Raw genomic sequence first — 22,342 nt, 5'->3', positions numbered from 1 at the left:
AATTAAATTGATTTGCGCTTTGTGAGATATTAGCGCTGTTTTAGGCATTTCCTAAACTAAGAACATATCTCATCTTCTGCTTGTATTAATCTTTTTATACTCAGGGAAGAAAATATTTATACCTTGGTGCGTTTTACATGACGCACCGAAGGAAAATGGACACGGAGGGTCTATGTTGTCGTTGCCTGGTAAGCATGGCGTTGTCATTAGCCGGATACCCGTCATGCAGAATGGGTTAGGGGACGTGATGGCACGTCATTTCCCCGATTTTGAATTGACCTACTGCCGCTCACTGCAGGAGTTAACCCTGCTTCAGTTGCGCCGCGCAGATGTGATTATCGCCGACGTTTCAGGCGAATACAGGAACCCACGGGGTACGCTCGAAGAGTATTACCGCTTACTGAACCAGTACCGGGAAATCCACTGGATCTTTTTGGTCTCCCGGCCGTTTTATCCTATTGCCGTTGAGCTGCTTATGCGGCCGGAAAGCACGCTGCTTTCTGATATGGAACCTATCGAAGGTGTCGTTAACGCTATCCGGGCAGGGAGTGAACGCGCAGAACGGATAAGCCAGACGTTATTAACCCCAGAACCTGAGGAAAGTGAGGATGACGACGAACACTTTATTGCGCTCACGCACTCAGAACGTAAGGTGCTTCGCCTGTTAGGTAAAGGGTGGGGGATTAACCAAATCGCTACGTTGCTTAAAAAGAGCAATAAAACGATCAGTGCGCAGAAAAACAGTGCGATGCGAAGGCTCTCATTGCGGAGTAATGCCGATATGTACGCCTGGATCAACAGTACACAGGGAATGAGAGAGCTGAGTTTAATGTCAGCCTATGGAGAGTTCGAGGAATGGAAAAAACCGATTCAACAAGACATATCGCCATCATCGAAAATTGCTCGATGAGTGCGGTCGGGCTGCAGCATCTTTTTACGCAGCCTGAACTCAGCCAATATCAACTGCACCTGTTTAATGATTTTGATGGCTTTAAGAAAGCACTGCAACACGTGAATTTTTTCTCGCTGATCTATTCGCTTTCCGATGCGCGAGAAGAACGACGTAACTGCCTGGCGCATCTGCGGGATCTCGCGTTTACGCATAGCCTTATTCAGCGCATTATCCTGGTCTCGGATGAGATGGAGGCGAGATTGATTAGCCATCTTTCGCCTTCACGTCTTCACGGTGTGGTCAGTAAATCGGTGACCCTTGAACACCTGCTGAAGGAGTTAGTGGTATTGTTGAGCGAAACGCTGCGCATTAATGACAATATGCTTAACCACTGGTACTGCAGTCAGAACCGGATGTTAAGCCCAACGGAAAGAGCAATTTTACGTTATATGTCATGCGGATATTCCATTCCCGAAATCGCGGCGCAGCTTGAACGCAATATCAAGACTATTCGCGCGCATAAGTTTAATGCGATGGTGAAGCTAGGGGTGAATTCTGACGTAGGATTGCTTGATGCAGCGGATATTCTTACCCATCTTCCGGTTAGAGAACCGCGAACTGTGGGGCTAAGCAAACCGACATTTTTGTAACTTGTGCCTTTTGCGCGCCAGATGTGCTCTGGCGCGTCATTCAGATGCACACATCAACCCACTTTGCTGAAGTCAGCTCTGCCATTCTGTCCGGAGAAATACGTACGGCACTATGGATAGCGCCAGCGGCGGGGAGCACTTCAGCGTATTGTTTTAAAGAGATATCGCAGTAAACCGCAAGTGGGTTTTCAAGCCCAAACGGGCAGACGCCACCAACGGGATGACCCGTCACGGTAACCACTTCATCACTGCTGAGCATGCGTGCTTTCGCGCCAAACGTGTCTTTCAGTTTTTTGTTATCCAGACGCGCATCACCCTTCGCCACCACCAGAATCACCTCATTTTTAACCTTCAACGATAGGGTTTTGGCGATTTGTCCCGGCTCTACACGGTGGGCGGCAGCAGCCAGCGCAACGGTAGCCGTACTCTGGCTAAGTTCTATTACCTCTATTTCCGGCGCGTTGTCGGCAAAAAACTGCTGTACGGACTGCAAACTCATTGTTTCCTCCTGACAAATATCCTGCGTAATCTGTCATAAGAATTTATGCTCTGTAAATATCTCTTAAGTAACAAATATCCAGGATGGCTGATTTCTGGATCCTCTTCACAATCACAGAAACCGGTTACAGTAACCGGTTGCAGAGCGTGATGCGTAGATTAATACTGAGTATGTAACGTCCCCTGTATCCAATAATAAGAGCCAATTATGAAACCATTTCGTCTGAGCAGTACCGCTGGTACGCAAGCCAGCAAGGTTGTGAAGCTGATTTATGGAACAACGTGCGGCGCGAGCGCGCCTGTAATAAACGTCTGACAGGAGATCAACCATGTCTGCCAACCATGCTGCGTTTAATCTGATATTCCGTTTCGTTGAAAATTACGTGAGCCCGATTGCCGGGCGGATCTCGTCCCAGCGTCATGTCATGGCTATCCGTGATGGGTTCATCTCTGCGATGCCGTTCATGATTGTGGGTTCATTTTTATTAGTGTTTGCTTACCCACCGTTTTCGCCTGATACCACCTGGGGTTTCGCGCGCGCCTGGCTGGATATGGCGAAGCAGTTTGAAGGCCAGATCCTGACGCCGTTTGATATGACCATGGGCATTATGTCCATTTATATCTGCGCGGCCATCGCCTATAACCTTGGCAAACATTATGTCAAAACGCACCAGCTGGATCCGTTCATGTGCGCCATGCTGTCGCTGATGGCGTTTCTGCTGGTTGCCGCCCCGAAAACCAAAGGCACGCTTCCCGTCGATAGCCTGGGTGGAACGGGTATTTTTACCGCCATTCTGGTGGCGATTTACTGCGTTGAAATGATGCGTTTCCTGAAGGCGCATAACATCGGTATTCGCCTGCCGGACCAGGTGCCGCCGATGATCAAAAACTCCTTTGACCTGCTGATCCCGGTGCTGGTGGTGGTGTTAACGCTTTATCCGCTGAGCCTGGTGATTCAGTCTCAGTTTGACATGCTGATCCCGCAGGCAATTATGTCCATCTTCAAGCCCCTTGTTTCCGCGGCGGATTCACTGCCCGCGATCCTGCTGGCGGTGTTGATTGGCCACCTGCTGTGGTTCGCCGGGATCCACGGGGCGGCTATTGTCTCCGGGATGCTGCAGATGTTCTGGCTGACTAACCTCGGAGCGAACCAGACCGCGCTGGCCGCCGGCCATCCTCTGCCACATATTTTTATGGAAGCTTTCTGGACGTTCTTCATCGTGATTGGCGGGTCGGGTGCAACGATGGGTCTGGTGATTTGCTATCTGCGCAGCCGTTCAGCGCATTTACGCTCTATTGGCCGATTGAGCGTGGTGCCCAGCTTCTTCAACATCAACGAACCCGTTATCTTCGGTACGCCGATCGTAATGAACCCGGTGTTCTTTATTCCGTTCCTGCTAGCCCCGATGGTTAACGCCGTGCTGGCCTGGGCGGCGATGACGTTTGATCTGATTGGTCGTGTTATTTCAGTGGTTCCCTGGACGGCACCGGCGCCGATAGGCGCAGCATGGGCCCTGGGCTGGGATTTCCGCGCGGCTATCCTGGTTGTGGTTCTCGCCTGCGTGTCGGCAATCATCTACTACCCGTTCTTCAAAGTGTACGAGAAGCAGCTGCTGGAGCAGGAAGCGGAAGAAGCACAGCGTAATGGGGAAGAGGACAATCAGCAGGTGGCTTAAAGACGTTGTGCCGGGTGGTGGCTGCGCCTTACCCGGCCTACGAGTCGAGGTTTTTGTAGGCCCGGTAAGCGAAGCGTCACCGGGCAATTCACTGCACTACTTTAGCGTGCAATCCCCGCACTGCTTAACGTCCGGCAGGCGATAGCGCTGGCAGCAGGTACGACGCACCAGAAGCCCGTCACGGAGCACAACGGTACGGAATAACGGATTATCGCGACCATCGGAAAGCTGTTTGGCAAAGAAGCAGGACTGGCGCAGGGCCTCCACTTTCTCATCGCCAAGCAGCGGCTTCATTTCTGTTAAATACCAGTGAATTAAATACCCGGTATTACTCCAGATAAGCTTCCCGTTGATCTCGCCCGTTGCTTCAAGTGCCTCTACCACTGGGATCAGGGCCTGGATGACAAGCTGTTCCAGACGTTCCTGAGCAGAGAACTGCTCTGCGCCGCGATCTTCGTGCAGATCAATCCAGAAGCAGGCTGCTCGGCCAGTTTCGTGGAACTCGACGTGAAAATGATCCGGGGAGAGCGCCAGCATGCTCTTTTGGGTTAATACCGCCAGCATGAGTGGGGGAACCATCAGCCCGATATACCACTGTGCCCACAGGGAAAGCAGAGGTTTATTTTCCCGCGTTAGGGTCGGCTGATTGCGATAGATATGGTCGGAATAGGTTGCAAGCAGCGACTGCAGCGTAGAGGGCTGCTGCCACTCAGCGAGCGTCATGGCGTGGTGCGGGGGCGCTTCATCAAGCCTGATAAAGTCCAGCAGGTGGGCGCGCGTCTTAGCAATCTTGTCCCGTATGGCATCCGCAAGCGACGCATTCCCGCTGGTGAGGGGCGCTCGCCAGAGGAGTGGTTCAACGATGTGTGCGGTATGCGTAGCCATAGTTAAGATAGAAATCTAAATGATAATGATTGCCAATCCTAACTATTGCTCATACCAATGGCAAGACTTTTGTCCTGATTAACCGAAGACGCGCTTAAGCGGTTTGTAGCTCTTCACTCAGCAGAATGTTATTGCGACCTAAATGCTTTGCTTCATAGAGGGCTCTGTCCGCTCTCTCCAGAGCGCTTTCCACGTCCTCGTTTTCGAAAATGGCAATACCGATGCTGATGGTGACATTGGTGGCGACGCTTTCGTTGAACAGATGGGGGATTTTCAAATCATAGACTTTCTGACGGATCCGCTCTGCCGTATGGCGGGCGTGTTCAAGTGAAATATTCGTCAGCAGCACCATGAACTCTTCCCCACCGAAACGCGCCACAATATCGCGCGAACGGACGGCATCACGAATTGCCGCCGAGACGCGCTTCAGCGCCTGGTCACCCATCATATGGCCATAATGGTCGTTATAGGCTTTGAAGTGGTCGATATCCATCAAAAGAACAAAATGTTCGCCGTTTTCTACCGCCGGCAGGTTCTCCAGACGGCTCTGCAGGCCGCGACGATTATAGAGCCCGGTTAGCGGGTCCATCATACTGAGATCGGTCAGAGTTTCCCGTTCTTCCAGCAGGCGAGAGAGCAGCTCCTGGGCGAAGCGATCGTTGCGCCGTTGCAAAATGTTATGAATAGCAATAGCCACCACAGGAAGTGCGAAAGAATAGGACATTCTTAGCCATATATCCTGGTCACTTAACCACAGGCAGACAATAAAGGCGGGGAGCGAGTGCAGCGTAAATGCTTTGATATTACTGGCGAAGGCCAGCGTTCCGATAAAAAGCACCGTGAGTAAAGCTATTATCAAATACATCGCCTGGTCATGGGTAATTAGCGAAAATTTCGAATCTATTTGCCAGGCCCACAAAATACCAAAGATTGCTGAAACGGCAGGAATATTTATCTTCCGCGCGCGCTTTTTCCAGTGCCAGACGAACAGGCCAGTACTGATCGCGAAAATAGCAATCAGAGGGGCAGAAAACACGCGTACAGAATAGAGCGGGTTTGTTACCGAGAACACGGCTGACGTTGCGTTCAGAAATAAAAATAAACGTAACGATAATTGATATTTTCTTTGAACCAAAGACCGCCAGGATTGTGATGTCATAGTCGTGCGTTTTTATTAAAACTTAATTAAAACAGATGAATAGGTGTGGTTTCGCACTTAATTATGCAAAAAACTCAAAGCGTAATTATAAGAAAAAGTTTATGTGTAGTTAACAGGTGAGCAATTTATCACCTTAGGAAATTTCTGTCATTCTACATAAGGAGAAAGGGCGATTTTTTTTGCTTCACCGCGCTGACAAATGATAATTTTTATCATATGATATTGTTTATCATTATCGTTATGAAAGGGCGATGTATGTTGAACAGGGCGCTGGGAAGTGCATGGGGAGTATTGCTGCCGGGCGTAATCCTTGGCGGTTTGATGTTTGCCGATCTCTCCATCGAAAGCTGGAAGGCCATCATTGTGTCAGGGCTGCTGATGACGTCAGGCATGATCTGGCATAAGCACCTACGCCATTATGTGTTACTGCCATCATGCGTCGCATTAGTCAGCGCAATTCTGGTGATAATGATGAGTTTGAAATAACAGGGAAAATAAGAGGTATTACAGAAGGGAGATAAGATAATTGGTGCGAGGGGGGGGACTCGAACCCCCACATCCGTAAGGACACTAACACCTGAAGCTAGCGCGTCTACCAATTCCGCCACCTTCGCACAGTCATCTTACTATTTTTGATATCGCCTCGTTGGTGCGAGGGGGGGGACTCGAACCCCCACATCCGTAAGGACACTAACACCTGAAGCTAGCGCGTCTACCAATTCCGCCACCTTCGCCCAGTGCGAGCAATATCAACGTGATTTATGGTGCGAGGGGGGGGACTCGAACCCCCACATCCGTAAGGACACTAACACCTGAAGCTAGCGCGTCTACCAATTCCGCCACCTTCGCATACCATCGATACTGTAAAAGTATCGTAACCACGGAGGCGCATTCTAGATGTTTTCAGCTTTACGTCAACAGAAAAGTGCGCGCCTTTTATTGATTGCTGCAAAAATGGACGGAATTGCGACGCCTGCTTGCCGGATGGCGCTGGCGCTTATCCGGCCTGCATTGTATGGCGAATTATTTTTTTGCCTGACGCGTCATCACGGTGCGGTAGACCTTAAAGCGGCCCGTCTGGGCGATCACTTCGTGGAAGCCGAAGGTTTCGTCCAGCACTTTCGGGTACGCCAGGAAGGCGTTCGCCACGATGCGCAGCTCGCCGCCGCTGTTGAGGTGACGAGTCGCGCCACGGATCAGGGTTTGCGCAGCTTCGAGGCTGGTTTCCATCCCGTCGTGGAACGGCGGGTTAGAGATGATCATGTCAAAGCGGCCGGTGACGTCAGAGAAGACGTTGCTGGCAATCACATCGCCTTCAATGCCGTTGGCCGCAAGCGTTGCGCGGCTGGCTTCTACCGCCGGGGCGCTCACGTCACACAGGGTTAAACGCACTTTTGGTGAATGGCTGGCAAGCACTGTTGAAAGCACGCCCGCGCCGCAGCCCACGTCCAGCACTTTTCCTTTGGTGTGCGGCGTCAGGGTGGAGAGCAGCAGCTTGCTGCCCGTATCCAGCGCGTCACGGCTGAAGACACCCGGCAGGGTTTTGATGGTCAGGCCGTCAAGCTGGTACTCGTCCCAGTATGCCTGCGCATCAAAGGTTGTCTGTTTTTCCAGACGGCCATGATACAGACCGCAGCGACGTGCGCTGTCAACTTTGGTCAGCGGCGCGTAGGCTTCCAGCATCTGCTCGGCGCTACGGACACCGCTGCGGTTTTCACCGACCACGAAAATATCGCAGCCAACCGGCAGCAGGGAGAGCAGGTTCATCAGCTGGAACTGGGCTTCCGGCTTGTTCTTCGGCCAGTAGTAGATCAGCGTATCGCAGTCGGCAATATCGCTCTGCTCCGCCACCAGGCTGAAGCGTGCGCGCTCGCCCATCTGGCGGCTCAGCACCTGCCAGTGGTGGTAGTATTGGGTGTGGGCACGGCTTTCAGCACAGTCGAAACGCGCGGGCAGGTCATCCTGCATATCTCCGGCAAACAGAATACGGCTTTCTTCGAAATCATCACTGTGACGCAGCAAGACTTCACTTGCCGGGGTAAATGCAGACATGAATTGTTCCTCAATAAACTCAGGCGGGGATTATAGTAGGTAGATGGCGCACTTTCGACACATTTGCTATATTTGCGCGCCTGAGAGACAGGAGTTATCCCTATGACATCCCGACGAGACTGGCAGTTGCAGCAGCTGGGCATCACCCAGTGGGCTTTGCGTCGCCCGACGGCGTTGCAGGGCGAAATCGCCATCTCCATCCCCGCGCACGTTCGGTTGGTGATGGTGGCGGAAGAACTGCCTGCCCTGAATGAGCCCCTGATCGGTGATGTCCTTCGCAGCCTGAAGCTGACGCCCGACCAGGTCTTACAGCTGACGCCGGAACGGGTTGCCATGCTTCCTCCTGATAGCCGCTGTAACAGCTGGCGCATCGGAGAGACAAACGACATCTCTCTTCAGGGGAGCCAAATCAGCTCACCAGCGCTGGACGAGCTGAAAGCCAATCCAAAGGCGCGCAGCGCGCTATGGCAACAAATCTGCGAATATGAACACGATTTCTTCCCTCACGACGCCTGACCTGACCGCAGCGTTCGCGATTGAAACACGCGCCCACGCCTTTCCGTGGAGCGAAAAAACGTTTGCCAGCAATCAGGGCGAGCGCTATCTGAACTACCGTCTGGACGTTGACGGCACCCTGGCCGCGTTTGCCATCACGCAGGTGGTTCTTGACGAGGCGACGCTGTTTAACATCGCCGTCGACCCGGCGTTTCAGCGCCGTGGGCTGGGCAGAGAACTGCTTGAGCATCTCATTCGTGAGCTCGAAACCCGCGACGTTTTCACCCTGTGGCTGGAGGTGCGCGCGTCGAATGTCGCCGCCATCGCGCTCTATGAAAGCTTAGGCTTTAACGAGGCGACAGTCCGACGTAACTACTACCCCACCGCAGAGGGACGTGAAGACGCCATTATCATGGCTCTGCCAATTGGATAACGAATATAAGGTTGTAACGATGAAATGGGACTGGATTTTCTTTGATGCCGACGAAACGCTGTTTACGTTTGACTCGTTCGGCGGCCTACAGCGGATGTTTCTCGACTATAGCGTGACCTTCACCGCCGAAGATTTTCAGGACTATCAGGCGGTGAACAAGCCGCTGTGGGTGGATTACCAGAACGGTGCCATCACCGCGTTACAGCTTCAGCACCAGCGATTTGACGTCTGGGCGGAACGCTTAAAGGTCAGTCCGGGGACGCTGAACGAGGCTTTCCTTAACGCCATGGCCGATATCTGTGCGCCCCTGCCGGGCGCGGTTTCCCTGCTGAATGCATTGAAAGGCAAGGTGAAACTGGGGATCATCACTAACGGCTTCACCGCGCTGCAGCAAATCCGCCTGGAGCGCACCGGCCTGCGCGATCATTTCGATGCGCTGGTGATCTCCGAAGAGGTCGGCGTGCCGAAACCAGATCCGCGAATTTTCGATTATGCGCTGGCGCAGGCCGGTAATCCCGACCGCGATCGCGTGCTGATGGTGGGTGATACCGCAGAGTCTGATATTCTTGGCGGTATGAAGTCAGGTTTGTCGACCGTCTGGCTGAATGCGCATGGCCGCGTGAAGCCTGAAGGCATCGAGCCAACCTGGACCGTCACGTCATTGACCGAACTGGAGCAACTCCTGTGTAAACAATGATTGCCTGCCCCCCGTTGATGGGTAAAATAGCCGCAATTTTGTATTCCATGATGCGTGGCGTGCTGCCGCGCTTATAAAAGAAGATTTAATTATGACGTTGTCTCCTTATCTGCAAGAGGTGGCCAAGCGCCGTACTTTTGCCATTATCTCGCACCCGGATGCCGGTAAAACGACCATCACCGAGAAGGTGTTGCTGTTCGGACAGGCGATCCAGACTGCGGGTACCGTTAAAGGCCGTGGCTCCAGCCAGCATGCAAAATCCGACTGGATGGAGATGGAAAAGCAGCGTGGTATTTCGATTACCACCTCCGTGATGCAGTTCCCGTATCACGACTGCCTGGTGAACCTGCTGGACACCCCGGGCCACGAAGACTTCTCCGAAGATACCTACCGTACCCTGACGGCAGTGGACTGCTGTCTGATGGTGATCGACGCCGCGAAAGGTGTAGAAGATCGTACCCGTAAGCTGATGGAAGTCACCCGTCTGCGCGATACGCCGATCCTCACCTTTATGAACAAACTCGACCGTGACATCCGTGACCCGATGGAGCTGATGGATGAAGTGGAAAACGAGCTGAAGATCGCCTGTGCGCCAATCACCTGGCCAATTGGCTGCGGTAAGCTGTTCAAAGGGGTTTATCACCTCTATAAAGACGAAACTTACCTGTATCAGACCGGTAAAGGCCACACCATTCAGGAAGTGCGCATTGTGAAAGGTCTGGACAACCCGGATCTCGATGCCGCCGTTGGCGAAGAGCTGGCCGCGCAGCTGCGCGACGAGCTGGAACTGGTGAAGGGTGCGTCTCACGAGTTCGACAAAGAACTGTTCCTGAGCGGCGAAATTACCCCGGTCTTCTTCGGTACCGCGCTGGGTAACTTCGGCGTTGACCACATGCTGGACGGTCTGGTGGAGTGGGCACCTCAGCCGATGCCGCGTAAAACCGACACCCGCGAAGTGGAAGCGAAAGAAGAGAAGTTCACCGGCTTCGTCTTTAAAATTCAGGCCAACATGGACCCGAAACACCGCGACCGCGTGGCCTTCATGCGCGTGGTGTCCGGTAAGTATGAGAAGGGCATGAAGCTGCGCCAGGTGCGCATCGGTAAAGATGTCGTGATTTCCGACGCGCTGACCTTTATGGCGGGCGACCGTTCGCACGTTGAAGAGGCGTATCCGGGCGACATCATCGGTCTGCACAACCACGGTACGATCCAGATCGGCGATACCTTCACCCAGGGCGAGATGATGAAGTTCACGGGTATTCCGAACTTCGCACCGGAGCTGTTCCGTCGCATTCGTCTGCGCGATCCGCTGAAGCAGAAACAGCTGCTGAAAGGCCTTGTTCAGCTCTCTGAAGAGGGCGCCGTGCAGGTGTTCCGTCCAATCGCCAACAACGATCTGATTGTTGGCGCGGTCGGTGTGCTGCAGTTCGACGTGGTGGTTGCGCGCCTGAAGAGCGAATACAACGTGGAAGCGATTTACGAATCGGTCAACGTGGCGACCGCGCGCTGGGTTGAGTGTTCTGACGTGAAGAAATTCGAAGAATTTAAGCGTAAGAACGAAATTCAGCTGGCGCTCGATGGCGGCGACAACCTGACCTATATCGCGCCAACGATGGTCAACCTGAACCTGACGCAGGAACGTTATCCAGACGTTCAGTTCCGCAAAACGCGCGAACACTAATCCCCTCCCGGAGCACGGCAATCGCCGTGCTCTTCTTTTATTCCTGTCTTATTAGTCCCTTGCGGAATGTTCTTAATTCACCGCAAATTCACGCTATTCGCGCGTTTTTTACGCAATTCTGAAAGCGGCATTGTGAGAGTGATCTATATTTAACTCAGTGTTTAGCACCGGGCATGGATGAATTAACTGTTCAATGCATGTCGATTGGTTCTCCATTTCACCCGTGTGTTTATTCGCGATATATAAAACTACTAAGGAAGTATTTAGCCCGAATAACGGGTAAAACACAGGAATACATCGATGAATATGACAAGACTGAAGATTTCTAAAACTCTGCTGGCTGTAACACTGGGTAGCGTTCTGGTTAGCGGTTCCGCCCTGGCGGAAAGCAGCACCATGGATAAAGCACAGTCCACGGCCGACACCGCAGGGCAAAAAATCGATAGCTCTATGAATAAAGTCGGTAATTTCATGGACGACAGCTCTATCACAGCAAAAGTGAAAGCCGCACTGGTGGATGATGAAGCCATCAAGAGCACCGATATTTCCGTTAAGACCGACAAAAAGGTCGTTACCCTGAGTGGCTTTGTTGAAAGCCAGGCCCAAGCCGAACAGGCTGTGAAGGTGGCGAAGGGTGTCGAAGGTGTCGCATCCGTGAGCGATAAACTGCACGTTCGCGACGGTAAAAACGCCTCGGTGAAAGGTTATGCCGGTGATGCCGCTACTACCAGCGAAATCAAAGCTAAACTGTTAGCAGATGACATCGTGCCGTCTCGTAAGGTGAAAGTGGAAACCACCGATGGCGTGGTTCAGCTTTCCGGTACGGTTGATTCACAGGCGCAAAGTGAACGCGCCGAGTCAATTGCGAAAGCCATTGATGGTGTTAAAAGCGTTAAAAACGATCTGAAAACGAAGTAATTCTGGACCATTCGCCCGTAAGGTTTAACCCTGCGGGCGAAATAAGAACGACTCTGGAAAAACGCCGGTGAGTGACCTGAGCGCTCACGTTTAGCGGCCGACATTAACTATGGTAAAGGAGAAGCTTATGTTTCGTTGGGGCATTATATTTCTGGTTATCGCGTTAATTGCCGCCGCATTGGGCTTTGGTGGTCTGGCAGGTACAGCGGCATGGGCAGCTAAAATTGTCTTCGTCGTCGGTATTATTCTGTTCCTGGTCAGCCTGTTTACGGGTCGTAGACGCCCGTAGCAAACGCAATATTCCTTCAACAAAATAAAGCCAGTCACTGCGACTGGCTTTTTCTTATTTGCGTTACAGGTCGGGTGCGTTACTGTGGAGTGATAAAATAATCAAAACAGGAAAGCAGAGGTGGGGCAACGAATTCCCGTTACGCTCGGCAATATTGCGCCGCTGACGTTAAAACCGTTTAGGGCGGGTCAACTCGCACTGGTCTGCGAGGGGGGAGGACAGCGCGGCATTTTCACCGCCGGCGTGCTGGATGAATTTATGCGCGCGCAGTTCAACCCGTTTGACCTCTACTTCGGCACGTCCGCCGGGGCGCAGAATCTCTCTGCGTATGTCTGTAACCAGCCCGGCTACGCGCGAAAAGTGATCATGCGCTTCACCACGGCGAAAGAATTTTTTAACCCGGTGCGCTTCGTGCGCGGCGGCAACCTGATCGATCTCGACTGGCTGCTGGAGTCGACCTCCAGCCAGATGCCGCTGGCCATGGATACCGCTGCCCGCCTGTTTGATAGCGGCAAAGAATTCTGGATGTGCGCCAGCCGGGGGGATGACTATTCGCCGGGCTATTTCTCACCACAGAAGGAGAACTGGCTCGACATCATCCGCGCCTCCAGCGCTATTCCCGGTTTTTATCGTACCGGCGCGCTGCTGGATGGCATCAGCTATCTGGACGGCGGCATCAGCGACGCGGTGCCGGTGCAGGAAGCCGCGCGACGCGGGGCGAAAACTATCGTGGTGATCCGTACCGTTCCATCGCAAATGTATTACACCCCCCAGTGGTTTAAGCGGATGGAGCGCTGGCTGGGCGACAGCAGCCTGCAGCCGCTGGTTAACATCGCGAAGCAGCATGAAACCACCTACGGCGCGATGCAGCGCTTTATTGAAAAACCCCCGGGCAAGCTGCGCATCTTTGAAATTTATCCGCCTAAGCCGCTGCTGAGCATGGCGTTGGGCAGCCGGTTGCCTGCGTTGCGTATGGATTACAAAACGGGGCGGCTGTGCGGGCGTTACTTCCTGGCGACCGTCGGGAAAATGCTGGCCGAGCAACCGCCTCTGCATCGGCATAAACGCATTATTACGCCACCTGCAATTGTCGCCAATGACGCCCTGACCATGCCGCTGGTGGACATTCCGCAGGCGAATGACGCTTTACTGGATAATGAGGATCTGGCGTGACGCACCGCTTTGTTGATACCCACTGCCACTTTGATTTCCCGCCGTTTACGGGGAATGAAGCGCAAAGCATTGCGAAAGCTGCCGAAGCCGGCGTGCAGGCCATCATTGTGCCGTCGGTTGAAGCGGCCTATTTTACCCGCGTGCTGGAGCTTTCCGCGCGATACTCCGCGCTTTATGCCGCGCTCGGCCTGCATCCGATTGTGATTGAGCGCCATCGTGATGAGCATCTTGAAGAGCTGGATCGGGTGCTGCAACGTGCAGGAGAGAAACTTGTCGCCATCGGCGAGATCGGCCTCGATCTCTATCGCGAAGATCCGCAGTTTGAACGCCAGCAGACGATCCTGGACGCGCAGCTTCGGCTGGCAAAACGTCACGATCTGCCGGTGATCCTCCACTCCCGACGCACTCATGACAAACTGGCGATGCACCTGAAGCGCATCGACCTGCCGCGAAGAGGCGTAGTGCATGGTTTTTCCGGCAGCCTGCAGCAGGCGCAGCGTTTTATTGAACTGGGCTATAAAATTGGCGTCGGTGGCACCATCACCTATCCGCGCGCCAGTAAAACCCGTGACGTAATGGCGCAGCTGCCTCTCTCTGCGCTGTTACTGGAAACGGATGCCCCCGATATGCCGCTGAGTGGGTTTCAGGGGCAGCCGAATCGCCCGGAACAGGCGGCGCGGGTATTTGACGTGCTGTGCGAATTGCGTCAGGAACCTGAAGAGGTCATTGCCAGCGCGCTGCTCGAAAATACCCGTTCGGTTTTTGGTATCACGCTATAGATAAAGCGCCGGACGAATCACCGTTATCTTCTGTTTTTCCAGCGCCCGCGCCAGCGGTTCAATATCCTCCTGCGTGGCGCTGCGCCATGACGCCGCCTCGCCGTAAACTCCGTGTGCATGAAACGCGTTAATACGCACCGGAACATTCCCCAGCCCGTGGATGAACGCGATCAACGGTTTGATATGTTCCAGATAATCACACTGTTCCGGGATGACCAGCAAGCGGAGCTCCGTCAAACGGTGACGGTCTGCCAGCCAGCGAATACTCTCCTTAATCTGCGGATTCTCGCGTCCGGTCAGGAAGCGGTGATGTTCATTCCCCCACGCTTTGAGGTCCAGCATTGCGCCATCCAGCACCGGCAGCAGTTTTTGCCAGCCGGTTTCGCTTAGCAGACCGTTGCTGTCTACCAGGCAGGTTAAATGATGTAGCTCAGGATCGGTTTTGATCGCGGTAAACAGGGCGATCAAAAACGGCAGTTGGATTGTGGCTTCGCCGCCGCTCACGGTGATCCCTTCGATAAAGGGCGCGGATTTACGGACCTGAACGAGGATCTCGTCGACGCTCAGGCGGTGCGCCATGGGCGTGGCCTGCTGCTGGCACAGGCGCAGGCAGGTGTCGCACTGCTGGCAGTGACTCTCCTGCCACCAGACGCGTCCGGCCTGAATGGTCAGCGCGTCGTGCGGGCAGTGGGGCACGCAGTCCCCGCAGTCGTTGCAGCGCCCGATGGTCCACGGGTTGTGGCAGGTTTTGCAGCGCAGGTTACAGCCCTGCAGGAACAGCGCCAGGCGGCTGCCCGGCCCGTCCACGCAGGAGAAGGGGATGACCTGACTAACTAAAGCGCATCTGCTGTTCATGGCTTATCACGCGCGGCTGACGTTCCAGAATACGGGTATTGCGTGCGGCCTCTTCCCCCAGCCACGTGGTGTTCGTTCTTGAACCCGCTTCCCGGTATTTCTCCAGATCCGACAAGCGAACCATATAGCCGGTCACGCGTACCAGATCGTTACCGGCCACATTCGCGGTGAACTCACGCATACCGGCCCTGAACGCCCCCAGGCAAAGCTGAACCACCGCCTGCGGATTGCGTTTTACCGTCTCATCCAGCGTTAAAATATCGCTGATCCCGGAATGATAGTGTTTATGGTGCGGCGCTACGGCCAGCAGATGACTGACAGGATCCGGCTCGTCACCGTACGGCAGACGCGCCCCCGGCGTGGTGCCCGAATCGGAGCTGATGCCTGACTGGGCGTGCAGCATCGCGCGATGCTTCCAGCCGTGCTTCACCGGCGTATTTTCAACAAACGCCGCAAGCTGTTCGCTGATGCGATAACCCAGCGCGTTGGCCTGCTCGTCTTTCCCGTAACGCCCCGCCATGCCTGCTTTCTCACACAGTCCGTTCACCGCTTCGGCAAGACCGTACATGCCAAACATCGGCACAAACCGATCGGCATCAATCAGTCCCTCTTTCACCAGGAAGCTATTCTCAAAGAAGCCGGATTGCCCGTACAGAAAATCGCAGCGCGCATCGATGATGGCGATTTGCTGCTGACAGTAGTGCGGTAGCGTGCGGGTGAAGAAGTCGTCAATGGATGTGCTGTGTTCGGCGATTGCCTTGAGGTTAAGGCGCACCAGGGTGCTGCCACCGCCCGCCAGCGGCAGAGAGTTGTAACAGCTCACCACTCCAAAACGGCCTTTTGTGAAAATTTTATCATTCACCGGACCGTTTGAAATATGCGGTTTGCTGCATTCACAAATGTTTTTTGCCACCTCAAGCAGTAAATCGTCTGGGGTGATCTCAGGATCGTAGATAAAGGTCAGATTGGGCGCAACCTGCTTCAGTTCAGCATCTGCACGCAGAATGGCACGGGTGACAGGGCCGTCGGCGGGCCCGATGTTGGCGTGCATAAACGCATCGGGCAGCGTTCTGTCGAGATAGCGCCAGAAACGTTTTATTCGGCTATCGATTTCTTCTTGTGTTAGAATTCTAACATACGGGTTCAGTAGCGCATCAAGCTGCCCCAGATAGACCGGCATTGATGTCACTGAAGGAACATGGTGATAGAGAATAGTTAAGAGAGAGAGGGCGTCATCAAGATCTTTCGCGCCTTCCAGCTCCAGCCATTCCGAACCGTTAGCCAGGAATTTTTCATAATCCGGCAGCACGTAACGCGGTTTGTAGGGGGCATGACCTTCGTACATGTCGCAGATAAACCCCTCGTCCAGCGCGGCGCGGGCGGCCGGAGATAGCGTCGGGTAGGGCAGGTAATTTTCCGCTTCCAGCGCCAGAAAATGACGTTTTTGCTCCGGGGTTAACACCGGGCTTGTCACAATGTGCTGGCAACGTTGTTGCAGGGCGTCGGGCATGTTCACTTCCTTGAATGTTCTGCGGATGATGAACGGATTGTAGGAAGCCAGCCTGCCGGCGCTTTTGATCCAACAAGGGGTATCGCTGCTTTAGTCAGCAACTTGCACGCTAAAGTTTGAAGAAGATCTCATTACAGTAATGCAAATTTGTACGCAGTTTTCATTAACTGTGATGAATGTCGAAGTGTGGATGCGGGTGAATGTTAGAATACTCACAGACCCGCAAGGTAAAATTTATACGGCACTGCCGTTGGAGAATGTTATGACCGATTTAACTGCAAGCAGCCTGCGCGCGTTGAAGCTGATGGACCTGACCACCCTGAACGATGACGACACCAATGAAAAAGTCATCGCCCTGTGCCATCAGGCAAAAACGCCAGTGGGTAACACCGCCGCCGTCTGTATCTACCCGCGCTTTATACCGATTGCCCGCAAAACGCTGAAAGAGCAGGGCACGCCGGACGTGCGCATTGCAACCGTGACTAACTTCCCGCACGGCAATGACGACATTGAGATTGCGCTGGCGGAAACCCGCGCGGCAATTGCCTACGGCGCAGACGAAGTTGACGTGGTGTTCCCGTACCGCGCGCTGATTGCCGGCAACGAGCAGGTCGGTTTTGACCTGGTGAAAGCCTGTAAAGACGCGTGTGCGGCGGCAAACGTGCTGCTGAAAGTGATCATCGAAACCGGCGAGCTGAAAGAAGAGGCGCTGATTCGTAAGGCGTCAGAAATCTCCATCAAAGCCGGTGCGGATTTCATCAAAACCTCTACCGGTAAAGTGCCGGTCAATGCGACCCCGGAAAGCGCGCGCATCATGATGGAAGTTATCCGCGATATGGGCGTATCCAAAACCGTGGGCTTCAAACCTGCGGGCGGCGTCCGTACCGCGGAAGACGCGCAGCAGTTCCTGGCGATTGCCGACGAACTGTTTGGCGCTGAGTGGGCTGACTCCCGCCACTACCGCTTCGGCGCGTCCAGCCTGCTGGCCAGCCTGCTGAAGGCGCTGGGTCACGGCGACGGTAAGAGCGCAAGCAGCTACTGATTGCCAGACAATGCCGGATGGCGCTTCGCTTATCCGGCCTACAGGATCGCAGGGCGGGTAAGCGTACCCGCCGCCATTCACCCAATTCCGCATGGGGGTTACCGTGTTTCTCGCACAAGAAATTATTCGTAAAAAACGTGATGGTCTTGCTTTAAGCGACGAAGAAATTCGCTTCTTCATCAACGGCATTCGTGACAACACCGTTTCAGAAGGGCAGATTGCGGCTCTGGCGATGACCATTTTCTTCCACGATATGTCGATGCCTGAGCGCGTGTCGCTGACCATGGCGATGCGAGATTCAGGAACCGTTCTGGACTGGAAAAGCCTCAACCTCAACGGCCCGATTGTGGACAAACACTCCACCGGCGGCGTGGGTGATGTGACTTCGCTGATGCTTGGCCCAATGGTGGCAGCCTGTGGCGGTTACGTTCCCATGATCTCCGGGCGCGGCCTGGGCCACACCGGCGGCACGCTCGACAAACTGGAAGCCATTCCGGGCTTCGATATCTTCCCGGATGACAATCGCTTCCGCGATATTATTAAAGACGTTGGGGTGGCGATTATCGGCCAGACCAGCTCTCTTGCTCCGGCAGACAAGCGTTTTTACGCGACGCGTGATATTACCGCCACCGTAGACTCCATCCCGCTGATCACCGCCTCTATCCTCGCCAAAAAACTGGCGGAAGGGCTGGACGCGCTGGTGATGGACGTGAAGGTGGGCAGCGGCGCGTTTATGCCGACCTATGAACTCTCTGCTCAGCTTGCCGAAGCGATCGTTGGCGTCTCCAACGGCGCGGGCGTGCGCACCACCGCGCTGCTGACCGACATGAACCAGGTGCTGGCCTCCAGCGCCGGTAACGCGGTTGAAGTCCGCGAAGCCGTGCAGTTCCTCACAGGCGAATACCGTAACCCGCGCCTGTTCGATGTCACCATGGCGCTGTGCGTTGAGATGCTCATCTCCGGCAAGCTGGCCAAAGACGACGCGGAAGCCCGCGCGAAGCTTCAGGCGGTGCTGGACAACGGCAAAGCCGCGGAGATCTTTGGCCGCATGGTGGCGGCGCAGAAAGGCCCGACCGACTTCGTGGAAAACTACGCGAAATACCTGCCGACCGCGATGCTCAGCAAAGCTGTTTATGCGGATGGCGAAGGTTTTGTCTCCGCCATGGACACCCGCGCGCTTGGCATGGCTGTTGTATCTATGGGCGGCGGTCGTCGTCAGGCATCGGACACCATTGATTACAGCGTCGGCTTTACCGACATGGCCCGTTTGGGCGACAACGTCGACGGCCAACGTCCGCTGGCGGTGATCCACGCGAAAGACGAAGCCAGCTGGCAGGACGCGGCGAAAGCGGTGAAAGCGGCAATATCTCTTGACGATAAAGCACCGGAAACCACACCGACGGTCTATCGTCGTATCACTGAATAGCGGTATACTGATCTGATCGCATTTTTATGAAGCACTAAGTACGGAGAACAATTATGAAACGTGCATTTATTATGGTGCTGGACTCATTCGGCATCGGCGCAACCGAAGATGCAGAACGTTTTGGTGACGTGGGTTCCGATACCATGGGTCACATCGCGGAAGCCTGTGCAAAAGGCGAAGCGGACAATGGTCGTAAAGGCCCTCTGACTCTACCTAATCTGACCCGCCTCGGGCTGGTAAAAGCGCATGAAGGCTCTACCGGTAAAATCGCAGCCGGTATGGACGGCAACGCGGAAGTGGTGGGCGCCTACGCCTGGGCGCACGAGCTCTCTTCCGGGAAAGATACCCCATCCGGTCACTGGGAAATCGCCGGTGTGCCGGTGCTGTTTGACTGGGGCTACTTCTCCGATCACGAGAACAGTTTCCCGCAGGAGCTGCTCGATAAGCTGGTGAAGCGTGCCAACCTGCCGGGCTACCTCGGTAACTGCCACTCTTCCGGCACCGTGATTCTGGATCAGCTCGGCGAAGAGCACATGAAAACCGGCAAGCCGATTTTCTACACCTCTGCTGACTCCGTGTTCCAGATTGCCTGCCACGAAGAGACGTTTGGCCTGGATAAACTCTACGAGCTGTGCGAAATCGCCCGTGAAGAGCTGACCGAAGGCGGCTACAACATTGGCCGCGTTATCGCGCGTCCGTTTATCGGCGACAAAGCGGGTAACTTCCAGCGTACCGGTAACCGTCACGACCTGGCCGTTGAGCCACCGGCGCCAACCGTGCTGCAGAAGCTGGTTGACGAGAAGGGCGGTCACGTGGTGTCCGTGGGCAAAATAGCGGATATCTACGCCAACTGCGGTATCACCAAAAAAGTGAAAGCGACCGGTCTGGATGCGCTGTTCGATGCCACTATCAAAGAGATGAAAGAAGCAGGCGATAAGACCATTGTCTTCACCAACTTCGTGGACTTCGACTCCTCCTGGGGCCACCGTCGCGATGTAGCCGGTTATGCTGCGGGCCTGGAGCTGTTTGACCGCCGTCTGCCGGAGCTGATGGAGCTGGTGGGGGAAGATGACATTCTGATCCTGACCGCAGACCACGGCTGTGACCCAACCTGGACCGGTACCGACCACACCCGTGAGCACATTCCGGTATTGGTGTACGGCCCGAAAGTGAAGCCGGGCTCGCTGGGTCACCGTGAAACCTTCGCGGACATCGGCCAGACCCTGGCGAAATACTTTGGTACGTCTGACATGGAATATGGCAAGGCCATGTTCTAAACGGATTGGGTGCGGCCTGATGCCCTCACCCCGGCCCTCTCCCACAGGGAGAGGGAGAACAGAATGTAGGCCGGGTAAGGCGTAGCCGCCACCCGGCAAAAACAACAATGTAAAAGGAACTGAAGATGGCAACTCCTCACATTAATGCAGAAATGGGTGATTTCGCTGACGTCGTATTGATGCCGGGCGACCCGCTGCGCGCGAAGCACATTGCAGAAACCTTCCTCGAAGACGTGCGTGAAGTGAACAACGTTCGCGGCATGCTGGGCTTCACCGGTACCTATAAAGGCCGCAAAATCTCCGTTATGGGCCACGGCATGGGTATCCCGTCCTGCTCCATCTACACCAAAGAGCTGATCACCGATTTCGGCGTGAAGAAAATCATCCGCGTAGGCTCCTGCGGTGCGGTGCGTATGGACGTTAAGCTGCGTGACGTGGTGATCGGCATGGGCGCATGTACCGACTCTAAAGTTAACCGCATCCGCTTTAAGGATCATGACTTTGCGGCAATCGCTGACTTTGACATGGTGCGTAACGCGGTTGACGCGGCAAAAGCGCTGGGCGTTGACGCGCGCGTGGGCAACCTGTTCTCTGCCGATCTGTTCTACTCGCCAGAAGGCGACATGTTCGACGTGATGGAAAAATATGGCATCCTGGGCGTGGAAATGGAAGCGGCGGGTATCTACGGCGTAGCGGCTGAGTTTGGTGCGAAAGCGCTGACCATCTGCACCGTGTCTGACCACATCCGTACCCACGAGCAGACCACCGCTGCCGAGCGTCAGACCACCTTCAATGACATGATCAAAATCGCGCTGGAATCCGTTCTGCTGGGCGATAAAGAGTAAGAGCTGTTGTGCCGGGTGGCGGCTTCGCCTGACCCGGCCTACGGTTTTCCAGGCCCGCTAAGCGCAGCGCCAGCGGGCTTTTTTACTAGCGTACTGCCTGCGCAATCCATGCCGATAAGTCCCGCAACTCTTGTTCCTGCTCCGGGAAATCCCCCATTAACGCGTCGCACTCCTGCTGCAGCATATCCGCCCGATACAAACAGCCCTGCAAGCGGGCCGCCAGCGCTTCCAGCGGTGCCGGGTTGAGGCTGTCCGTAAACACCTGCGTGCGGGTAATGTGGCCTTTCTCCACGTCAAAGTGCAGCTCCACGCCGCCCCAGGTAAAACGTTCGTCCAGCAGGTGTGAAAACGCCGGAGCCTGGCCGAAGTTCCATTCCCAGCTGCTCTGGCGTGCAAAGGTTTCGGCGAAGTTGGGCAGATCCGGGGTCTTATCCGGCGAAATCACTTCCGCATCCACGCGCTCGCCGTAATGTTCAAAGAACGCTTCACGGATCGCGTCGCAAATCTGCTCGTGCGTAATCCCCGGCAGCAGCTCCACCAGATTCGCCACGCGTCCGCGCACGGAGGTAATGCCCTTAGCCTGGAGCTTTTTCTTATCAGGATTAAGGTAGTTCGCCAGACGGCTCAGGTCGGCGTTCAGCAGCAGGGTGCCGTGGTGGAAACCGCGATCCATCGTTTCGCGGTAGGCGGAGCCGGAGATCTTGCGGTCGCCCTCGGGCGTTTTGACCACGAGATCGTTCCGCCCCGAGGCTTCAGCCGTCACGCCGAGCGCATTGAGCGCGTTGAGCACAATAGACGTAGAGATAGTTTTGTCGTATTCCGGTTTTCCCGCCATAAAGGTAAAGCAGGTATTGCCCAGATCGTGAAACACCGCGCCGCCGCCGCTGCTTCTGCGTGCGAGACGGACGTTGTCCTCTTCCATACGCCGGGTGTTGCACTCTTTCCACGGGTTTTGCGCGCGGCCGATGACCACCGTATCGGCGTTACGCCAGAGAAACAGGACGCGCTGGGTGGCGGGCATCTGGCGGAAGATGCACTCTTCAACCGCGAGATTAAACCAGGGATCGTGAGAGTCAGAGATAAGCAGGCGTAACGTCGTCATGGCAGAGT

23 protein-coding genes and 3 tRNA genes are annotated in these 22,342 nt (G+C 54.7%); 16 read left to right on the top strand and 10 right to left on the bottom strand.

Annotated features, from left to right (window positions below; genetic code table 11):
* Positions 1-172: 172 nt before the first annotated feature.
* Both INF77_RS02505 and bglJ read left to right on the top strand, forming a co-directional pair.
* A complete protein-coding gene (locus tag INF77_RS02505) occupies positions 173-910 on the top strand; it encodes a LuxR C-terminal-related transcriptional regulator (protein ID WP_041911300.1) in 738 nt (245 codons plus the stop codon).
* Positions 907-1,542, top strand: coding sequence for a DNA-binding transcriptional activator BglJ (bglJ, locus tag INF77_RS02500; RefSeq protein ID WP_136343988.1), 636 nt, complete (start codon positions 907-909; stop codon positions 1,540-1,542). Before INF77_RS02505 ends, bglJ begins: the two co-directional genes overlap by 4 nt.
* 40 nt (positions 1,543-1,582) lie before the next feature.
* On the opposite strand, the gene INF77_RS02495 is transcribed toward bglJ, so the two are convergent.
* On the bottom strand, positions 1,583-2,041 hold the full coding sequence (locus tag INF77_RS02495; protein WP_023331967.1) for a YbaK/EbsC family protein: 459 nt from the start codon (positions 2,039-2,041) through the stop codon (positions 1,583-1,585).
* Between the two features lie 328 nt (positions 2,042-2,369).
* Between INF77_RS02495 and INF77_RS02490 the strand changes: the two genes are divergently transcribed.
* Complete coding sequence (locus tag INF77_RS02490; RefSeq protein WP_028015425.1) at positions 2,370-3,716, top strand: PTS sugar transporter subunit IIC; 1,347 nt, start codon at positions 2,370-2,372, stop codon at positions 3,714-3,716.
* 96 nt (positions 3,717-3,812) lie between these two features.
* Here INF77_RS02490 and fhuF read toward each other — a convergent pair whose 3' ends face one another.
* Positions 3,813-4,601: a siderophore-iron reductase FhuF gene (fhuF, locus tag INF77_RS02485; protein ID WP_028015426.1), complete on the bottom strand. Its 789-nt coding sequence runs from the start codon at positions 4,599-4,601 to the stop codon at positions 3,813-3,815.
* Between the two features lie 94 nt (positions 4,602-4,695).
* Positions 4,696-5,760: a GGDEF domain-containing protein gene (locus INF77_RS02480; protein WP_045631112.1), complete on the bottom strand. Its 1,065-nt coding sequence runs from the start codon at positions 5,758-5,760 to the stop codon at positions 4,696-4,698.
* 216 nt (positions 5,761-5,976) lie between these two features.
* Here INF77_RS02480 and INF77_RS02475 point away from each other — a divergent pair, with 216 nt between their 5' ends.
* A complete protein-coding gene (locus INF77_RS02475; RefSeq protein WP_032644970.1) occupies positions 5,977-6,246 on the top strand; it encodes a DUF1435 domain-containing protein in 270 nt (89 codons plus the stop codon).
* 41 nt (positions 6,247-6,287) lie between these two features.
* On the opposite strand, the gene INF77_RS02470 is transcribed toward INF77_RS02475, so the two are convergent.
* From INF77_RS02470 to rsmC, 4 genes are all read right to left on the bottom strand, one after another.
* A tRNA-Leu gene (locus tag INF77_RS02470) sits at positions 6,288-6,374 on the bottom strand.
* Between the two features lie 33 nt (positions 6,375-6,407).
* Positions 6,408-6,494: transfer RNA gene (locus tag INF77_RS02465), tRNA-Leu, on the bottom strand.
* Positions 6,495-6,522: 28 nt separating this feature from the next.
* Positions 6,523-6,609 (bottom strand) — tRNA-Leu (locus INF77_RS02460).
* Positions 6,610-6,783: 174 nt separating this feature from the next.
* On the bottom strand, positions 6,784-7,812 hold the full coding sequence (gene rsmC / locus INF77_RS02455) for a 16S rRNA (guanine(1207)-N(2))-methyltransferase RsmC (protein ID WP_047367286.1): 1,029 nt from the start codon (positions 7,810-7,812) through the stop codon (positions 6,784-6,786).
* Between the two features lie 102 nt (positions 7,813-7,914).
* On the opposite strand from rsmC, the gene INF77_RS02450 reads away from it, so the two are divergent.
* From INF77_RS02450 to INF77_RS02415, 8 genes are all read left to right on the top strand, one after another.
* On the top strand, positions 7,915-8,328 hold the full coding sequence (locus tag INF77_RS02450; protein WP_041911296.1) for a DNA polymerase III subunit psi: 414 nt from the start codon (positions 7,915-7,917) through the stop codon (positions 8,326-8,328).
* Complete coding sequence (rimI, locus tag INF77_RS02445; protein WP_028015431.1) at positions 8,297-8,740, top strand: ribosomal protein S18-alanine N-acetyltransferase; 444 nt, start codon at positions 8,297-8,299, stop codon at positions 8,738-8,740. Before INF77_RS02450 ends, rimI begins: the two co-directional genes overlap by 32 nt.
* A 19-nt stretch (positions 8,741-8,759) precedes the next feature.
* Entirely contained in the window at positions 8,760-9,437 is a 678-nt protein-coding gene (yjjG, locus tag INF77_RS02440; RefSeq protein ID WP_041911295.1) for a pyrimidine 5'-nucleotidase, read from the top strand.
* A gap of 91 nt (positions 9,438-9,528) precedes the next feature.
* The gene (prfC, locus tag INF77_RS02435) at positions 9,529-11,118 is read left to right on the top strand and encodes a peptide chain release factor 3 (RefSeq protein WP_028015433.1); all 1,590 of its coding nucleotides are present in this window, start codon (positions 9,529-9,531) and stop codon (positions 11,116-11,118) included.
* A 300-nt stretch (positions 11,119-11,418) separates the two neighbouring features.
* Positions 11,419-12,036 carry a molecular chaperone OsmY gene (osmY, locus tag INF77_RS02430; protein WP_028015434.1) on the top strand — a complete coding sequence of 206 codons (618 nt, stop codon included), beginning with the start codon at positions 11,419-11,421 and terminating at the stop codon, positions 12,034-12,036.
* Between the two features lie 127 nt (positions 12,037-12,163).
* Positions 12,164-12,325, top strand: coding sequence for a DUF1328 domain-containing protein (locus INF77_RS02425; RefSeq protein ID WP_003856556.1), 162 nt, complete (start codon positions 12,164-12,166; stop codon positions 12,323-12,325).
* Positions 12,326-12,445: 120 nt separating this feature from the next.
* Complete coding sequence (locus tag INF77_RS02420) at positions 12,446-13,498, top strand: patatin family protein (protein WP_048958876.1); 1,053 nt, start codon at positions 12,446-12,448, stop codon at positions 13,496-13,498.
* Positions 13,495-14,277 (top strand): TatD family hydrolase, encoded by a 783-nt coding sequence (locus INF77_RS02415; protein WP_193532405.1) that lies wholly within the window; start codon positions 13,495-13,497, stop codon positions 14,275-14,277. The genes INF77_RS02420 and INF77_RS02415 overlap by 4 nt, the downstream gene beginning before the upstream one ends.
* Here the strand turns inward: INF77_RS02415 and INF77_RS02410 are convergent.
* Both INF77_RS02410 and INF77_RS02405 read right to left on the bottom strand, forming a co-directional pair.
* The gene (locus INF77_RS02410) at positions 14,272-15,132 is read right to left on the bottom strand and encodes a YjjW family glycine radical enzyme activase (protein ID WP_193532404.1); all 861 of its coding nucleotides are present in this window, start codon (positions 15,130-15,132) and stop codon (positions 14,272-14,274) included. The two genes, INF77_RS02415 and INF77_RS02410, sit on opposite strands and share 6 nt — an antisense overlap.
* Positions 15,107-16,642 carry a YjjI family glycine radical enzyme gene (locus INF77_RS02405; RefSeq protein WP_193532403.1) on the bottom strand — a complete coding sequence of 512 codons (1,536 nt, stop codon included), beginning with the start codon at positions 16,640-16,642 and terminating at the stop codon, positions 15,107-15,109. The genes INF77_RS02410 and INF77_RS02405 overlap by 26 nt, the downstream gene beginning before the upstream one ends.
* A gap of 262 nt (positions 16,643-16,904) precedes the next feature.
* On the opposite strand from INF77_RS02405, the gene deoC reads away from it, so the two are divergent.
* From deoC to deoD, 4 genes are all read left to right on the top strand, one after another.
* Positions 16,905-17,684, top strand: coding sequence for a deoxyribose-phosphate aldolase (gene deoC / locus INF77_RS02400; RefSeq protein ID WP_032644972.1), 780 nt, complete (start codon positions 16,905-16,907; stop codon positions 17,682-17,684).
* A gap of 103 nt (positions 17,685-17,787) precedes the next feature.
* Positions 17,788-19,110, top strand: a complete 1,323-nt coding sequence (deoA, locus tag INF77_RS02395) for a thymidine phosphorylase (protein ID WP_193532402.1) — start codon at positions 17,788-17,790, stop codon at positions 19,108-19,110.
* A gap of 53 nt (positions 19,111-19,163) precedes the next feature.
* The gene (deoB, locus tag INF77_RS02390; RefSeq protein WP_025912138.1) at positions 19,164-20,387 is read left to right on the top strand and encodes a phosphopentomutase; all 1,224 of its coding nucleotides are present in this window, start codon (positions 19,164-19,166) and stop codon (positions 20,385-20,387) included.
* Positions 20,388-20,512: 125 nt separating this feature from the next.
* The gene (gene deoD / locus INF77_RS02385; RefSeq protein ID WP_003856538.1) at positions 20,513-21,232 is read left to right on the top strand and encodes a purine-nucleoside phosphorylase; all 720 of its coding nucleotides are present in this window, start codon (positions 20,513-20,515) and stop codon (positions 21,230-21,232) included.
* An 85-nt stretch (positions 21,233-21,317) separates the two neighbouring features.
* On the opposite strand, the gene lplA is transcribed toward deoD, so the two are convergent.
* A complete protein-coding gene (gene lplA / locus INF77_RS02380) occupies positions 21,318-22,334 on the bottom strand; it encodes a lipoate--protein ligase LplA (protein ID WP_028015442.1) in 1,017 nt (338 codons plus the stop codon).
* Positions 22,335-22,342: the final 8 nt, after the last annotated feature.

This window comes from Enterobacter cloacae complex sp. P1B, assembly GCF_014982345.1.
In the GTDB taxonomy this organism is placed as follows: domain Bacteria; phylum Pseudomonadota; class Gammaproteobacteria; order Enterobacterales; family Enterobacteriaceae; genus Enterobacter; species Enterobacter bugandensis.
The sequence above is the reverse complement of the archived record's forward strand: the minus strand, read 5'-3'. Positions and strand labels throughout refer to the sequence as shown.

What these genes read in the sequence shown, in the direction of transcription:
- INF77_RS02505 (WP_041911300.1), top strand. Translation starts at nt 173, where the DNA reads ATGTTGTCGTTGCCTGGTAAGCATGGCGTTGTCATTAGCCGGATACCC.
- bglJ (WP_136343988.1), top strand. Translation starts at nt 907, where the DNA reads ATGAGTGCGGTCGGGCTGCAGCATCTTTTTACGCAGCCTGAACTCAGC.
- INF77_RS02495 (WP_023331967.1), bottom strand. Translation starts at nt 2,041, where the DNA reads ATGAGTTTGCAGTCCGTACAGCAGTTTTTTGCCGACAACGCGCCGGAA.
- INF77_RS02490 (WP_028015425.1), top strand. Translation starts at nt 2,370, where the DNA reads ATGTCTGCCAACCATGCTGCGTTTAATCTGATATTCCGTTTCGTTGAA.
- fhuF (WP_028015426.1), bottom strand. Translation starts at nt 4,601, where the DNA reads ATGGCTACGCATACCGCACACATCGTTGAACCACTCCTCTGGCGAGCG.
- INF77_RS02480 (WP_045631112.1), bottom strand. Translation starts at nt 5,760, where the DNA reads ATGACATCACAATCCTGGCGGTCTTTGGTTCAAAGAAAATATCAATTA.
- INF77_RS02475 (WP_032644970.1), top strand. Translation starts at nt 5,977, where the DNA reads ATGATATTGTTTATCATTATCGTTATGAAAGGGCGATGTATGTTGAAC.
- rsmC (WP_047367286.1), bottom strand. Translation starts at nt 7,812, where the DNA reads ATGTCTGCATTTACCCCGGCAAGTGAAGTCTTGCTGCGTCACAGTGAT.
- INF77_RS02450 (WP_041911296.1), top strand. Translation starts at nt 7,915, where the DNA reads ATGACATCCCGACGAGACTGGCAGTTGCAGCAGCTGGGCATCACCCAG.
- rimI (WP_028015431.1), top strand. Translation starts at nt 8,297, where the DNA reads ATGAACACGATTTCTTCCCTCACGACGCCTGACCTGACCGCAGCGTTC.
- yjjG (WP_041911295.1), top strand. Translation starts at nt 8,760, where the DNA reads ATGAAATGGGACTGGATTTTCTTTGATGCCGACGAAACGCTGTTTACG.
- prfC (WP_028015433.1), top strand. Translation starts at nt 9,529, where the DNA reads ATGACGTTGTCTCCTTATCTGCAAGAGGTGGCCAAGCGCCGTACTTTT.
- osmY (WP_028015434.1), top strand. Translation starts at nt 11,419, where the DNA reads ATGAATATGACAAGACTGAAGATTTCTAAAACTCTGCTGGCTGTAACA.
- INF77_RS02425 (WP_003856556.1), top strand. Translation starts at nt 12,164, where the DNA reads ATGTTTCGTTGGGGCATTATATTTCTGGTTATCGCGTTAATTGCCGCC.
- INF77_RS02410 (WP_193532404.1), bottom strand. Translation starts at nt 15,132, where the DNA reads ATGAACAGCAGATGCGCTTTAGTTAGTCAGGTCATCCCCTTCTCCTGC.
- INF77_RS02405 (WP_193532403.1), bottom strand. Translation starts at nt 16,642, where the DNA reads ATGCCCGACGCCCTGCAACAACGTTGCCAGCACATTGTGACAAGCCCG.
- deoC (WP_032644972.1), top strand. Translation starts at nt 16,905, where the DNA reads ATGACCGATTTAACTGCAAGCAGCCTGCGCGCGTTGAAGCTGATGGAC.
- deoB (WP_025912138.1), top strand. Translation starts at nt 19,164, where the DNA reads ATGAAACGTGCATTTATTATGGTGCTGGACTCATTCGGCATCGGCGCA.
- deoD (WP_003856538.1), top strand. Translation starts at nt 20,513, where the DNA reads ATGGCAACTCCTCACATTAATGCAGAAATGGGTGATTTCGCTGACGTC.
- lplA (WP_028015442.1), bottom strand. Translation starts at nt 22,334, where the DNA reads ATGACGACGTTACGCCTGCTTATCTCTGACTCTCACGATCCCTGGTTT.